The organism is Planotetraspora thailandica, from assembly GCF_016863335.1.
Taxonomy (GTDB): Bacteria; Actinomycetota; Actinomycetes; order Streptosporangiales; family Streptosporangiaceae; genus Planotetraspora; species Planotetraspora thailandica.
Window position 1 is genome coordinate 57,698 of the sequence record NZ_BOOR01000066.1, and the last position, 13,373, is coordinate 71,070.

The window sequence follows — 13,373 nt, forward strand, 5'->3', positions numbered from 1 at the left end:
TTGGCCAGCCCCCGTATAAGGGGGCTGGCCTTGGATAAATGATCAGTTGGCTGCGCGGGCTGCGGTCTCGATGAGCTGGGTGACCGTCCCGGGCCTGCTGATCATGGCAACGTGCGAGCCTGCGACCTCGACCGTGTGGGACTTGGCGCGGGCGGTCATGAAGCGCTGGGCCTGCAGCGGGATGACCTGGTCGTCGCGGGGGATCAGCGCCCAGGACGGAACGGTCTTCCAGGCGGGCTTGCCGGAGGGCTCGGTCAGTGCGCCGTAAGTGATCGGCCGCTGGGTGGCGACGAGAAGCGCGCTGGTGGAGCGGGGAAGGTCGGCGGAGAAGATGTCGGCGAAGTTCTCGGTCCTGACGTAGACATCGGCGTCGCCGGAGGCCAGCGGCACGGTCGTGATCGTGTTGTCGCCGATCTTGCTGCCTGCGTACTTGGTGGACAGGTCGAAGACGGACTCGCCCTGGTCGGGGATGATAGCTGAGACGTACACGAGGGCCTTGACGTCGGGATCGTCGCCCGCGGCGTTGGTCACGACCGATCCGCCGTATGAGTGGCCGACCAGGACGATGGGCCCGTCCAAGGTGGCGAGCAGGCCCTTGAGGTAGGCGGCGTCGGAGGCCAGGCCGCGCAGCGGGTTGCCCGGGGCGAGCACCCGATAACCATCGTTCCTGAGCCGGGTGATGACTCCGTTCCAGCCGGAGGCGTCGGCCCAGGCGCCGTGAACGAGGACGATGGTGGGCTTGGCGCCGCGCGCGTCGGTCGCGTTCGCGGGCTGCGCGGCCACCGCGCCGGTCAGAGCGACCAGTACGGCGGCGAAGGCGGTCTTCAGGCGTCGGGACATTGCGGGAGTCGTTCTCTTGATGTGGGGCATGTCATTCCTTCTCATGCGTCGCTCATGCGGATATGACCTAACCTGCCGACCCGCGTGATCATCGACATCACATGAATGCCTGAGATGGGTTTCGCCATCATGTCCAGGCTCGGCGGGCTTGACCGTCAGGTGTGGAAGCGGTTAGCAGGTGGTCGGCGGCGGCGAAGTCGGCTGTCGCACAATGCCGCCGTCGGCGCAGCAGGTCTCAGCACTCGTCGAGCATCTGTTCCAGGTCGGTGAGCCGCGCGTGTTCGGATTGGGTGACGAATCCGGCCGAACGGCGCTGGGCGCGCAGGTCGTACTCCTCATCGACGATGAGCATGCATGCACTGAAGAATCTGCTGTTCATTCATCGGGGCATCCTGTTCTGTTCGCGGAATCCGCCGGCGCTCGTCGTACCAGCCGGCAAGCCACTCTGTCGGCGGTTAGTTGGAGCTCACATCGCACGAACTCGTGTGAACGGCCACATGCGTGGGTTCTCTCATCACCGCCAGTTCGCCGAGGCCGAACCGGGCGGGCCGGCCGGAGGGTGTCAGCGGGTACGGCGGTCGGCGTCGACGGCGGAGTCGAGCTGAGCGGCCCCCCGTCGCGGCCGGACCGCTCACGGTCGGCGACGCCGTCGCCGTGCCCGTCGGCGTCTTCCTCATGCTGCTCTGGACGGTGTACGCGCGTGTTGTGGCGGAGCCCGTGATCCATCCCGTCCTGTTGTCGGCCTGCGCCGTCGTCGTCCCTGGCGTTACCACTCGCGGTGCCGTGGATCGGCGTGCACGGCGTGGTCGCCGGCACTCGCGGCGAGTTGCGTGTTGTCGGTTCGTCACGATTCTCTTCAACGAGGCCCGCGCGTTCGCGCCGACTTCGGGGGCGTCCATGGCCGCACCCGAGTGATCTTGTGCGTCGCAGGGTTGTCGGCCGTCGTCGGCTGGATCAGGGCTCCATGGTGACCCTCCGCCCACGAATCTGCCGAAGGGTGTCACACCTTCGAAGACCCACCTGGTCTTAGCTGAGGAACGTATCGATTCGGTGCGTGGTGAGAGAGGCAAGACCATGTGGATGACACATCGCCGGAGATCGGCCTCTTCCGTTTCGAACGGCTGCTGGCGAGCGGTCGCGGCCGTGGATGGCGTTAGGCCATGACGGTCGGTGAGAGGAAGCATGCATCGTCGGCGGGCCGCCCGTACAAGAGCCTGAAGCCGCTGGGCTTGCGCGCCCTGCCCCATCCCGTGCCCGCGGTGGTCGGGGGCGGGGGAGTGCTCGGGGCCGCGCATGTCGGCGTGGGGTATGCGCTGGAGCAGCGCGGGTTCGTCCCCGACCTGATCGTCGGAACCTCGGTGGGCGCTCTCAACGGAGCGATCATGGCTTCGTGGGCACTGCCGACGAGCTGGAGCACCACCTGCTCCTGGGCGGCCGACTCAGCCGGCGGGCCTCGACGGGTTCACCACAGGATCGCTGAGCGGTGCCGCCTGTCGAATTCGTCCTGACCGGACGGGGCCCCACTCCTGATGGCCCGATCCAGCGTCCCCCTTGACCAGTCATCACCTACTGGAGGAGATCCATGAGTGAAGAGTTCGATGTGATCGTGATCGGCGCCGGCCCGGCCGGCGAGAACGTGATCGCCCGCGCCGCGCGGGGTGGGCTGAGCACCGCGATTGTGGAGGAAAGCCTGGTCGGCGGCGAATGTGGGTACTTCGCCTGCATCCCGAGCAAGATCCTGCTGCGGCCGGTCGAACTGGCTGCGGAGACAGGCAGGACACCCGGTCTCGGGCCCGGCATGATCGACACCGGAGCCGCGCTCGCCCGACGCGACGAGGTCGTATCCAACCTGGACGACACGCGGGCGGCCGCGGCACTCAAGGAGGTTCCGGCGCAGCTGTTCCGGGGCCGCGGCCGGCTGGCCGGCCCCAAGCGGGTGGAGGTCACCTTGGCGGACGGCGGTACGGCACGCCTCACTGCCCGCCACGCCGTGGTGCTGGCCACCGGCAGCCGGCCCGTCATACCCCCGATTCCCGGCATGGCCGAGGCGAATCCATGGACGAGCCACGAGGCCACCGCAGTCCGTACCGTGCCCCGGCGCCTCGCCGTACTCGGAGGTGGTGTGGTCGCCTGCGAGCTGGCTCAGGCCATGCACGGCCTCGGCGCCGTGGAGACGACCGTGCTGGTCCGCGGCCAGGCGTTGCTGGAGCGTCTGGAGCCCTTCGCCGGGCAGTTCGTGGCCGATTCCTTCGTTACGTCCGGGATCGACGTGCGTACTGGCGCGCGGGTGACCAGGGTGGAGCGGCGCGTCCGCAACGGCGAGGTGACCATCCACTTGGCCGGTGGGCCGCCCCTGGTCGCCGACGAGCTGCTGGTCGCCACCGGCCGTGTCCCGGCCAGTGGCGGGCTCGGCCTGGACACCGTCGGCCTGACGCCGGGCTCGCCTGTCCAGGTGGACGACAGTATGCGCGCTGTCGGCGTCGATGGCGGCTGGCTGTATGCGGTCAGCGACATCAATGGGCGTGCCCTGCTCACTCACATGGGCAAGTATCAGGGCCGCCTGTGTGGGGACGTGATCGTCGCCCGCGCGAAGGGCGAGCCGGATGACCTACCCGCCATGAGGGATGTGACCACCGCGTCCGGCGTGCCACAGGTGATCTTCACCGATCCGCAGATCGGCGCCGTTGGCCTGACCGAGGCCGCGGCACGGGAGAAGGGCTACCGGGTCCGCGTGGTGGAGTACGACATGGCGGCGGTGTCCGGCGCCTACGTGCGCGAGCCCTCCTACCGCGGCCGGGCCAAGGCGGTGGTCGACGAGGACCGCAAGGTCCTGCTCGGGGTCACCTTCGTCGGCCCTGGCGTGGCGGAGCTGGTGCATTCGGCCACCATCGCCGTCACCGCGCAGGTGCCGCTGGAGCGGCTCTGGCATGCCGTACCGTCGTTCCCCACGGTCAGCGAGGTGTGGCTGCGGCTGCTGGAGACCTACGGGCTATAGAGCCGAAGCGAAGGGCCGGTCCCCACGCGGACCGGCCCTTTCGCATGGGAATCAGTGAAGCAAGGAGACTCAGCGCGGGGTTGGCGTTTACGGCTTGCGCTCGCAAGATCGTTTTCGCGTGCGTATGTGAACAGCCAGAACGTCCCGAGCCGATCCTTCCGTTCTAGCGGCCGGGGCGTTTTTAATCTCCAGTGACAGCAACGTCCTCAGTCATGCTGGTCGTTGCGCAGGTGAACAACGTGCCGTTCTTCGTCGACGGCGCCGCAGAGGAGACTTGGTCCGTTTCACCACGGATCCGCAGGGCGTCCGCTGGGTCGTCGAACGAGTCGAGTGGTCTGGCACATGCACCATCCTGGTCCTGCCTGCCCCTGATGGGCCGAAGTCCACTGCTGTGGCAGTGCATGAAGTCTTCGCTCCGCTGGGCATCGGGGCCGAGCTGCACAGCGCGGAGTTCCCCCTCGTCGCGCTCAGCGTGCCGCCTGACGCGGACCTATCCGCCGTGAAAGCACTCCTCGATTAAGGCGAAGCAGCCGGCTGGTGGTTCCATCAGGAGGCATGTGTGGGGGATGAGTGCCGGGCGGCGTAACCGCCTCGGACTGGGTGACTATCTGGGTGACTATTGCTGTGGACGGCCGCATGCACCGGTGGACGGCTAAGGATCGTTTCCGCAGGTGGGGACGGGTATTGAGGCTGATCCCGTCCCCGCCTGGGTTGCCTGGGGGTCAAGGGGTCGCAGGTTCAAATCCTGTCGTCCCGACGCAGCTCAGAGGGCTGATCCGATTGATCGGGTCGGCCCTTTCGGCGTCTTGGGGACCACGATCATCTTGCATCCGGCCTGATGGTGCTGCTTGACCGGTGGTCAAGCAAGGAAGGCTCCCGAATATCCGCGATGCCATATGTCGCTTAGAGAGTCTCGGTCACGGGACGGCGGCTGCTGAGGCGGGCGGGAACAGCGGTGAGTACCGCCACCACGAGCACGGTTCCCAGCACCAGGGCGAGCAGCTGCCAGAGCGAGGGAAGCGTGACCCTGTCGCTGTCGCCGCCGGTGATCGCGTTTATTGCGGCGAACAGTGCGAAGCCTCCCGGGAAGACGCCCAAGATGGCGCCGACGAGCGCGGGCAGCACCTGCGCGGCCGCCAGTGCCGTACTCACTTCACGAGGGGCTGCGCCGAGAGCACGCGCCAGCGCGGACGAATGCCGGTTGTCGAGCACCGTCGCCCAAGTGATGACGATGGCGTTGACCGCCGCCAGGGAGAGCAGTACGACCGTCCAGACGAGGAGCACGTGGCGCAGCACCTTCACCTGAGCATCGTCATATCCGCCGACGAGTGGCTGGGTGGCGAGGAAGGCGTTGAGCACCAGCAGGACGTAGATCCCGCTGACCGTGACCACGATGCTGACCACACCCAGCACGACCCGTCGCGGCCGGCGGGCGGCGACCCGCAAGGCGAGAAGCAGCGGGACGGGCAGTCGCGCCGAGATCGCGATCAGCCAACCGATACGGCGGGGTGGGCGTGCCGAGTCGGTCAGCGCGTCGACGGTGCTGGAGCGGGCGGAGCGCACGACCGGAACAACGGTCGCAAGTGCCGCGACTCCGAGTGCCACGGCGGTCACCAAACCGACCGTGGACATGGTCATCGACGGCGGGCCCGCGCTGCCGACGAGCCCGGCGCTGGACTCGGTGAGCAACGGAGCGGTCAGCGATCCGACCGCCAACCCGGCCGAGGCCGCAACGACGGCCACGAGGACATACTCCGCGAGCAGCACGGCGGCGACCAGGCTCGGTGTGCCGCCGACTGCTTTAAGGAGTCCGACGCGTCTGGTCTGATCGGCCATCCGGCCGCCGACCAGTACCGAAAGACTGGCCACGGCGAGCAGGCCGAGCAGCCAGGCTCCAATCAGCAGAAGGATCTGGGAGTCTCCGGCCAGCTCGGTGGCGTCTTCGAGGATGTTCTCCCAGGGCTGCATGGGAACAGCGCCGCTCTGCTCGCCGTGGTTTGCGTCGACGAACGCCTGGGCCCCATCCGGGTCGGCCAGCTTCAGGTTCATCACGTAGGCCAGGGAGTCCGGATTCGGCGGGAGGCTCCGCACATCCGCCTGGGTGAGCCAGACCAGGCCGGGATTGTGCAGCAAACCCGGAGGCAGTCCGGCGCCGGCCGGATTGTCGGATACTGCGCCGCTCATGCAGGGGAGATAGCAGGAGGCCTTTGGATAGGGCGGCATGGCGGCGGTGACCGCGACGCCGACGACCTCGAACGACCGGCCGTGCAGGGTGACCGGATCACCGACGCGCACATCGAGCGCGTTGGCGAAGGCGGCCTCGACCACCACGCCGCCATCGCGGACCCAGCCGCCCTTTATCAGTTCGGGCTGGTCGACCGACGCGGGCGCGGCGTCGCGCCCCACGACCTGTACATCTGACGTTCGACCGGATGCCTGAAGTGCCGCCGCGGTGACCGGGTACGGTCCGCTGTGGTCAATGACACCGGGAGCGCCGGCCAGACCCTTGAGGGCGGAAAGCTCGGCGGCCCGGCCGACGTTGGCGACCACGTCGGGTCCATTGGTCGCCTCCCGGGTGCTCTGATACGGGTCGCTTGCCGCGTCACGCAGGACGAGCCCGAGCGTCAACGTCGTGGTGGCCGCCATGATGGCGATCAGCAGTAATATGGCCTCGATGCGGCGCCGCCGGAGGTCACGCACGGCGAGGCGGCCCACGAGCAGGATGCGGCCCATCGCCCTCAGTCCTCCAGCCCGATAAGGGCGCCGAGCCGCCCGGTGGTGCCACCGGTCAACCTGGTCTCGTCCACGAACGCGCCGTCGCGCATCGAGATCAGCCGGTCTGCCGTGGCCGCGATCCGCGCGTCGTGGGTGACGACGACCAGCGTCTGACCGGACTCGTGCAGGCTCTCGAAGAGCTGGAGGACGTCCAAGGTGGCGGCGCTGTCCAGATTTCCGGTCGGTTCGTCGGCGAGGACGACTAACGGTTCGTTGCTCAACGCCCGGGCGACCGCGACTCGCTGCCGCTGGCCACCGGACAGCGCCGAGGGCAGGAAACGCGCCCGGTCGGCGAGCCCGACCTGCTCCAGCAGTTCCTCCGCACGCCGTCTGGCGGCCCGCGGCGAGCGTCCGGCCAGCAGCGCCGACAGCTCGACGTTCTCCACGGCGGTGAGCTCCTCCATCAGGTGAAAGGCCTGGAAGACGAAGCCGACGGCGGTCCGTCGCATCCGGGCCAGGGCCTTCTCGCCGAGGTCGTCGATGCGACGGCCGTTCAGCCACACCTCTCCATCCGAGGGCCGGCCCAGCCCCCCGAGCAGGTGGAGCAGTGTGGACTTCCCGCAGCCGCTGGGACCCATCATCGCCACCGTCTCTCCCGCGCCGATGTCGAGATCGACCCCGTCGACGGCGCGCACCAACCCATCCCCCTTGCCGTACTCCTTTCGCAACCCGCGGGCGCGAAGCACGGACGTGTCGGCGGCGTTGCTCACGATCCACTCCTTCGGTGAGTCCAGTTCTTCTCACATGCCTCGAGCCAGCGCAGGTCCGCCTGAAGCCGGAGCACGATGCCCTCCAACAACAGCGCCGCGTCCGAGCGATTCGGTTCGGCCATGGCGGCGCGTTGGGCGTCACGCAGCCGACGCAGCAGCTCGCGGCGCTGGGTGTCGACGATGGTGAGCGGGTCGGCCAGCCCGGCCGACGCGGCCGCGATCAGCTTGAGATGGAACTCGGCGAGGTCGGGTCTCGGCCAGCCCACCTCGGCGATCCACTCGGCGACTCGCTGCTGGCCGTCGGGGGTGAGCGCGTACACCTTTCGATCCGACCGGTCGGCGCCGCCGGCAGACTTCTCGACCGCCAACAGGCCGGCCTTTTCCAGCCGGGTCAGCGTGACGTAGACCTGCCCGTCGTTCATCGCGTCACCGAGAGGGCCGAGCGCGTCGCGCAGCCGGGCGCGCAGCTGGTACCCGTGCGAGGGCTCCTTGGCCAGCATCGCCAGCACCACTTCCTGCTGCATTGGGCCCCCTATAACCGTTAGCCACAACGTCTAACGGTTAGCCCCTTGCTGTCAAGCCCGCGTGGTACCGGTTGCAGGAATCGCCGTGGTTAGCGAAGCTGGCGCGGCACGGCTCACAAAGCCGGCGGTGAGCATGGGCCTGCCGGGCTGGAGTCATGGGGACCAAACGGGGACCACACGTCATGCACGTGGCCGAACAACCTGCACGTCACCAAACGTCGTGCATGGCTACCTGAAGGCCGTTGAGCTGCAAAAAGGCGTACCCCCACTTCCTGGGGGTCAAGGGGTCGCAGGTTCAAATCCTGTCGTCCCGACTCTGTTTCGGCAGGTCGGAGCCGTGATCACGAAAGATGTGATCACGGCTTTTCTGCTTCTCGTTGCTTATTTGTTGCTCGGACGAGACGTCAGTTGCCGACAGTCGCCTGCCGGATATTGCCGCAGGTTGCCCGGCGTTCCGACCCTTCCGCGGACCTGCCCGCTCGAAATGTTCAAACGAGATGAGCTCGGCAGGGCCGTCATTAGAAATCTACAACGTAAAGGCGCGGAGTTGATTGCTCTGGCGTTAAGCCGGGCGATCGCGAACGTGAACGCCCTGGCGCACGTGCGTGGCACGCCGCGCGTGTAGGTGCTGGGTCGGACGCTACGGACAACAACCGGCCATACGTCGAACCGACGGGCTACACCTACACGCGGTCCTGAAGGAGCTTGGCCAGACGCAGCGCGATCTCCTGGCGGCCGTCGGAGTCCGCCGTCCTCGCCTTGATCCCGCAGTAGTCACCGCCGCGGCAGGGAAACCACAACTCGCCGTGCAGTTCGGCGTAGGTGGCGCCGTCGACGAATCCACTCACCGGATCGCCGATCTCGGCCACGGACTCATACTGGGCCTTGGGCAGCACCGCCGCGAAGATCGCCTCATTGATGCCGTCCTTGGCGCTCGACGCCGTCCAGACGCATCCGCCGAACGTGTAGTCCTGCTGGCCGCCGTCATTGGGGCCGATCGCCTGAGTGACCTCCTCCTTGGTGAGGAACTTGCAGCTGGCGCTGCTGTCGGAACCTTCCCCACCGGGAAGGCCCACTGCAGTGGGAAGGTTCACCGGGCTGGAACCATCCGTGTCGCCGCCGCCTCCGCAAGCCGCGATCAGAGCCAGTGCACCGCCGACGATGGCAGCGTGCGTGAACTTCCTGAAGCCGTCCATGGTTTCATCCTTTTCATATATGGGCGTAATGACGGGAGAATTCCGAAGCGTTCGGTTCGTTGCGGGAAGGCCACTGCTTGCTCCTGCGCCAGTGCAGCCGGTTGGGCTCCAGGAAGATGACCGTATTGGGGTGTTCGATGGTTTCGTGTCGCTGGGAGCTGCGTCGGTCGGGTTTGCATCACCAGTGATAGGCCGGGCCGCTTGCAAAGTGCTTTCAGCGGCCTGACCTCCACACGCAGACCTGGCCATCCCGCAGGGCTGAAGCCGCGACCCTGCCGACGCGGCCTCCGCGTTGTCAACTAGGACCTGTTCCGGGTTGGGATTATCAGGTTGGTCGGAGGCTCCGCATCCAGAGGTAGGAGCCGCGCACGTGTCCCTCAACACCGTCTAGCGCTACGCCCGCGTGGGCGAACCCGAACGCTTGCAACGCGCCCCGCAATGCCGGCCCACCTTCGGCGACCCCTACCGCGACCATCTCCGGCGCCGCCGATCCGACGACCCCGCCGTCCCAGCCCTACACCTGTTCAAGGAGATCAAAGCCATCGGCTACCAGGGCAGTTTCAACCTCCTCTACCGGTACATCACGCAAGGCCGTGTCGAAGCCGACCGGCGGCCCATCTCGCCCCGCCGCCTTGCTCGGCTCCTGCTCACCCGGCCTGACAGCCTCAAAGACGAGCACCGCCACTTGCTGGACGACCTCACCACAGCCTGCCCGCAGATGATCGACTTGGCCGGGCCCATGCGCGCCTTCGCCGACCTGCTGCGGCCACACGAGGACAACGCCGAACGTCTCAACGCGTGGATCACCACCGCCCGGACCTGCGATCTACCTCACCTGCACGCCTTCGCCCGCGGCCTCGACCAGGACCGCGACGCCGTCCGCGGCCGTCACGTTGTCCTTCCACAACGGCAGCACCGAAGGCGTCGACACGAAGACCAAGCTCATCATGCGCCAGATGCACAGCCGGGCCGGCTTCGCGTTGCTCCGCCACCGCATTCTCCTGGCCTAACGCTCCGTCACCACTGAAAGAGAGACAGCCTCCACGACGGAGCGACGGGGACTGTAAGAAGTCCTAACAAAATGATCTAGGAATACTGTTGATCACCTTCAGGTTGATCACCAGCGTGAGGAAGGGCGAACAGCCACCGTGGATCATCGCGGATGAGTTGTGGGCGCGGATCGAGCCGTTGCTGCCGGTCGTGCCGCGCCGTACCGATCACCCAGGTCGCAAGCGCCTGGACGACCGGAAGGTCCTGTCCGGCATCTTGTTCGTGCTCTACACCGGCATCGCCTGGGAGTTCCTGCCCCAAGAGCTGGGCTTCGGTTCGGGAATGACCTGCTGGCGAAGGCTGCGGGACTGGCATCAGGCCGGGGTGTGGCAGAAGCTGCACGAACTGCTGCTGGCCGAGTTGCATGCCGCGGGCAAGCTGGACTGGTCCAAGGCGGTGATCGACAGCTCCCACGTCCAGGCGCTGAAAGGCGGCCCAAAACGGGTCCGAGTCCGGTCGACCGCGCAAAAACGGGCTCCAAACATCACGTCATCGCCGACGGCAACGGCATCCCTCTCGCACTCAGCCTGACCGGCGGCAACCGTAACGACGTCACCCAGGTCATGCCGCTACTCCGGTCGATCCCACCGGTGCGCGGCCGACGCGGCCGACCCCGCCAACGCCCGAGGAGGTTGTACGCCGATCGCGGCTACGACCACGACAAGTACCGTCGGATGGTCTGGGCCAAGGGAGTGAAACCCCTCATCGCCCGCCGCGGCACCGCGCACGGCTCGGGCCTGGGCACACACCGCTGGGTGATCGAGCAGACCATCGCGCCGCTGCACTGGTTCCGCCGGCTGCGCATCCGTTGGGAGATCCGCGACGACATCCGCGAAGCCTTCATGACGCTCGCTGCCGCCATCATCTGCTGGCGACGCCTCACCCGTTGATCATTCTGTTAGGACCTCTTAATGCGCCTGGCCCACGCGGATGCCACATCGCCCTGGCAAATTGTGCCTACAGGGATCGAGGGCGCGCTCCGCCGCCTCACGGTCCTATGCAGGCTCGCCGGTGGAGGTGCGGCCCGGGGCCGGGTCCCGGCCGGGCGGCGACTCTGGGCGCATTCACTTGCCCGCTGACATCACGCAGACAGGGCGGTACTGTCGCAGACAGTACCTCCGGAAGGACGCCCCATGCTGGTCATCGGCACCGAGGAACCGCTAGCCGTGGCCGTAGTCAGTGCGATCCACAGCGGTGATCAGGAGACGTTGCGTCGACTGCTGGCCGAGAACCCTGGTCTGGCAACTGCTCTGCTTGGCGATGACCCGGACAAGAGCGACAGCTGCGGTATGTCGCGCTCGTTGCTGCATGTGGTGACCGACTGGCCTGGCCATTTCCCCAATGGTGCGGCGACCGTGGCGACGCTGGTTGCCGCAGGGGCCGACGTCAACGCCAGATTTACCGGCCCGCACACCGAGACGCCCTTGCATTGGGCCGCAAGTAGCGACGATGTCGCGGTGCTGGACGCGCTGCTGGACGCAGGCGCCGATATCGAAGCGACGGGAGCCGTCATCGGCGGCGGCACGCCACTGACCGATGCTGTGGCATTCGCGCAGTGGAACGCGGCGCGACGTCTGGTGGAACGGGGAGCTAAGACACCACTGGGGGACGCCGCGGCCCTGGGCCTGCTCGATCTCGTCGCGGCCGTCGTCGCCAGAGACCCACCCGCTGCAACTGAGGACATCAACCATGCCTTCTGGCTGGCATGCCACGGAGGCCAGCGCAGCACAGCGGAATACCTTCTCTCCCACGGTGCGAACCTGAATTGGCTACCGACCTGGGAGCGGCTCACACCCCTCGATGCCGCAAGCCGCAGTAATGCAGCCGAAATGATCGAGTGGCTTCGATCGCGAGGCGCTCGGGCAGCCGATGAGTTGAGCTGACGCCGGGGATTAGTCGCGGGTGGCGCACGGGTACATTCACACATGGATGTGACTGTGCTGACCGTTCCCGACTGTCCCAGTCTTCCGCTCGTTCAGGAGCGCCTAGCCGAAGCGCTGAGCGGGCAGTCGCGAATCCACATCACTCACCAGGTGGTCACCGATCACGGACAGGCCGAAGCGCTCGGGATGAACGGTTCGCCCACGATCTTGGTCAACGGCGTGGACCCTTTCGCTGAGCCTGGGCAAACCCCAGGACTCGCCTGCCGGCTGTATCGGCAGGACAGCAAACTGTCCGGCGCGCCATCCGTAGCCGAGCTGCGTGCAGCCTTAGCGGAGCTAACTTCTGCTTCTGGAGCGGCTGGCACCTAACTGACGAAAGGACGGTGCCTCTGGCGCGAGCCGCCCTGGCTTCTTTCGCCTGCGCCCCTCGTGCCGGCTTTCATCACCGTGATCACAAATTCTTCGACCTTGGCGTATGTGGCCCGACCGCGAGTATGCCGTCGTCCATGACGTCGATCTCCAGCCAGCCGTGGACGGCCCCGACATGGGTCCGAGCACGCGCGCCGGGTCCGGCGTGGCGGCTCGAGCACCCGCTTCCACGCGTCGCTCATCGGGCCGCCTCCATCCGGCGACCGGCGGCGATGGTGGCTGCCAAGACGTGTTTGCCCGGCCCGCGCGAACCGCGATGTCGGCCCACCAGGGACACCGTCCGCCCGGCCAGGCCGACCCGGCGGCGCCGTCGGTGCTGATCAGCGCGACGTCCCCGTCGGGCTGGACAGCGCCTCCCTTGACCAGGGCGCGGGCGGCGGTCAGGCGCGGGTTGAGCGTGTCGACGTGCTCGCGGTCGTAGGGAAGCTCTCGGTGGAAGTGGCCGGCGTCGGCCAGGTCGTAGCCGACGCGCCCGGCCGAACCCAGCCGGGTCAGCGCCGCGCGGACGCGATCCGGGGCAGCCCGGACCGGTCGGCCAGCAGGCCGATCTCGACGTGGGGTTCGAAGTTGAGCAGCATGCCGACCATGTCGGCGTCGGCTTGGCCGTCCTCTACGGCCAGATCGTCCAGGCCGGCGCTTCGCCGGAGAACCCGCGCGCCGGGGCGAGGGACAGGACGAGGGCATAACGCATGCCGGGCAGCTCCAGCTCCTACGTTGTGGTGGCGCTGTCGAAGGCGGTCTGGTGGTGGCGGATCTCGGCATGGTGGTCGGCGGACCAGGCCGCCAGGGCCAGGACGGTGGAGAGTAGCGAGGCACCGAGTTCGGTGAGGGCGTACTCGACGCGCGGCGGTACTTCGGGGTAGGTGGTGCGCGTCACGATCCCGTTGCGCCGCAGTTGTTTCAGCGTGAGCGTCAGCATGCGCTGGGAGATGCCGGGAATCGCGTCCGCGAGGTCGGAGTAGCGGATGGGA

Annotated in this window: 13 protein-coding genes and 1 pseudogene; 7 read left to right on the forward strand and 7 right to left on the reverse strand. The window is 67.4% G+C overall.

What is annotated here, in order from left to right; all coding sequences use genetic code 11:
* Window positions 1–42 precede the first annotated feature (42 nt).
* Together Pth03_RS34460 and Pth03_RS34465 are read right to left on the reverse strand one after the other, a co-directional pair.
* The gene (locus Pth03_RS34460) at window positions 43–840 is read right to left on the reverse strand and encodes an alpha/beta fold hydrolase (RefSeq protein ID WP_203948656.1); all 798 of its coding nucleotides are present in this window, start codon (window positions 838–840) and stop codon (window positions 43–45) included.
* Window positions 841–1,075: 235 nt separating this feature from the next.
* Complete coding sequence (locus Pth03_RS34465; RefSeq protein ID WP_203948657.1) at window positions 1,076–1,192, reverse strand: DUF2630 family protein; 117 nt, start codon at window positions 1,190–1,192, stop codon at window positions 1,076–1,078.
* A gap of 808 nt (window positions 1,193–2,000) precedes the next feature.
* Here Pth03_RS34465 and Pth03_RS34470 point away from each other — a divergent pair.
* The 3 genes from Pth03_RS34470 to Pth03_RS34480 all read left to right on the forward strand — a co-directional run bounded on the left by Pth03_RS34470 (window position 2,001) and on the right by Pth03_RS34480 (window position 4,355).
* The gene (locus tag Pth03_RS34470; RefSeq protein WP_203948658.1) at window positions 2,001–2,348 is read left to right on the forward strand and encodes a patatin-like phospholipase family protein; all 348 of its coding nucleotides are present in this window, start codon (window positions 2,001–2,003) and stop codon (window positions 2,346–2,348) included.
* Window positions 2,349–2,422: 74 nt separating this feature from the next.
* Window positions 2,423–3,835, forward strand: coding sequence for a dihydrolipoyl dehydrogenase family protein (locus Pth03_RS34475; protein ID WP_203948659.1), 1,413 nt, complete (start codon window positions 2,423–2,425; stop codon window positions 3,833–3,835).
* A 274-nt stretch (window positions 3,836–4,109) separates the two neighbouring features.
* A complete protein-coding gene (locus Pth03_RS34480; protein ID WP_203948660.1) occupies window positions 4,110–4,355 on the forward strand; it encodes a DUF4265 domain-containing protein in 246 nt (81 codons plus the stop codon).
* Window positions 4,356–4,738: 383 nt separating this feature from the next.
* On the opposite strand, the gene Pth03_RS34485 is transcribed toward Pth03_RS34480, so the two are convergent.
* From Pth03_RS34485 to Pth03_RS34495, 3 genes are read right to left on the reverse strand one after another with little or no spacing between them, the layout of a single operon-like run.
* The gene (locus Pth03_RS34485; RefSeq protein ID WP_203948661.1) at window positions 4,739–6,568 is read right to left on the reverse strand and encodes an FtsX-like permease family protein; all 1,830 of its coding nucleotides are present in this window, start codon (window positions 6,566–6,568) and stop codon (window positions 4,739–4,741) included.
* 5 nt (window positions 6,569–6,573) lie between these two features.
* Entirely contained in the window at window positions 6,574–7,320 is a 747-nt protein-coding gene (locus Pth03_RS34490) for an ABC transporter ATP-binding protein (protein ID WP_203948662.1), read from the reverse strand.
* Window positions 7,317–7,844 carry a PadR family transcriptional regulator gene (locus Pth03_RS34495; protein ID WP_203948663.1) on the reverse strand — a complete coding sequence of 176 codons (528 nt, stop codon included), beginning with the start codon at window positions 7,842–7,844 and terminating at the stop codon, window positions 7,317–7,319. The genes Pth03_RS34490 and Pth03_RS34495 overlap by 4 nt, the downstream gene beginning before the upstream one ends.
* A gap of 337 nt (window positions 7,845–8,181) precedes the next feature.
* Between Pth03_RS34495 and Pth03_RS34500 the strand changes: the two genes are divergently transcribed.
* The gene (locus Pth03_RS34500) at window positions 8,182–8,469 is read left to right on the forward strand and encodes a hypothetical protein (RefSeq protein WP_203948664.1); all 288 of its coding nucleotides are present in this window, start codon (window positions 8,182–8,184) and stop codon (window positions 8,467–8,469) included.
* 58 nt (window positions 8,470–8,527) lie between these two features.
* Here the strand turns inward: Pth03_RS34500 and Pth03_RS34505 are convergent, their stop codons facing one another.
* Window positions 8,528–9,040, reverse strand: coding sequence for a hypothetical protein (locus Pth03_RS34505; RefSeq protein WP_203948665.1), 513 nt, complete (start codon window positions 9,038–9,040; stop codon window positions 8,528–8,530).
* Window positions 9,041–9,410: 370 nt separating this feature from the next.
* Here Pth03_RS34505 and Pth03_RS41795 point away from each other — a divergent pair.
* The 3 genes and pseudogenes from Pth03_RS41795 to Pth03_RS34520 form a co-directional block, all read left to right on the forward strand.
* Window positions 9,411–10,050, forward strand: a pseudogene (locus Pth03_RS41795) (transposase); the annotation flags it as partial.
* Window positions 10,051–10,192: 142 nt separating this feature from the next.
* Window positions 10,193–10,980 (forward strand): IS5 family transposase gene (locus Pth03_RS34515; protein WP_203948673.1). Its coding sequence is split into 2 segments (ribosomal slippage): window positions 10,193–10,526 and window positions 10,526–10,980, totalling 789 coding nucleotides; the frame shifts between segments, so codons are not numbered across the junction.
* A 243-nt stretch (window positions 10,981–11,223) separates the two neighbouring features.
* The gene (locus Pth03_RS34520; protein ID WP_203948667.1) at window positions 11,224–11,973 is read left to right on the forward strand and encodes an ankyrin repeat domain-containing protein; all 750 of its coding nucleotides are present in this window, start codon (window positions 11,224–11,226) and stop codon (window positions 11,971–11,973) included.
* A 1,138-nt stretch (window positions 11,974–13,111) separates the two neighbouring features.
* Here the strand turns inward: Pth03_RS34520 and Pth03_RS34525 are convergent.
* On the reverse strand, window positions 13,112–13,373 hold a 262-nt coding region (locus Pth03_RS34525), incomplete at its 5' end, for a winged helix-turn-helix transcriptional regulator (RefSeq protein ID WP_203948668.1).

What these genes read in the sequence shown, in the direction of transcription:
- Pth03_RS34460 (WP_203948656.1), bottom strand. Translation starts at nt 840, where the DNA reads ATGTCCCGACGCCTGAAGACCGCCTTCGCCGCCGTACTGGTCGCTCTG.
- Pth03_RS34465 (WP_203948657.1), bottom strand. Translation starts at nt 1,192, where the DNA reads ATGCTCATCGTCGATGAGGAGTACGACCTGCGCGCCCAGCGCCGTTCG.
- Pth03_RS34470 (WP_203948658.1), top strand. Translation starts at nt 2,001, where the DNA reads ATGACGGTCGGTGAGAGGAAGCATGCATCGTCGGCGGGCCGCCCGTAC.
- Pth03_RS34475 (WP_203948659.1), top strand. Translation starts at nt 2,423, where the DNA reads ATGAGTGAAGAGTTCGATGTGATCGTGATCGGCGCCGGCCCGGCCGGC.
- Pth03_RS34485 (WP_203948661.1), bottom strand. Translation starts at nt 6,568, where the DNA reads ATGGGCCGCATCCTGCTCGTGGGCCGCCTCGCCGTGCGTGACCTCCGG.
- Pth03_RS34495 (WP_203948663.1), bottom strand. Translation starts at nt 7,844, where the DNA reads ATGCAGCAGGAAGTGGTGCTGGCGATGCTGGCCAAGGAGCCCTCGCAC.
- Pth03_RS34505 (WP_203948665.1), bottom strand. Translation starts at nt 9,040, where the DNA reads ATGGACGGCTTCAGGAAGTTCACGCACGCTGCCATCGTCGGCGGTGCA.
- Pth03_RS34520 (WP_203948667.1), top strand. Translation starts at nt 11,224, where the DNA reads ATGCTGGTCATCGGCACCGAGGAACCGCTAGCCGTGGCCGTAGTCAGT.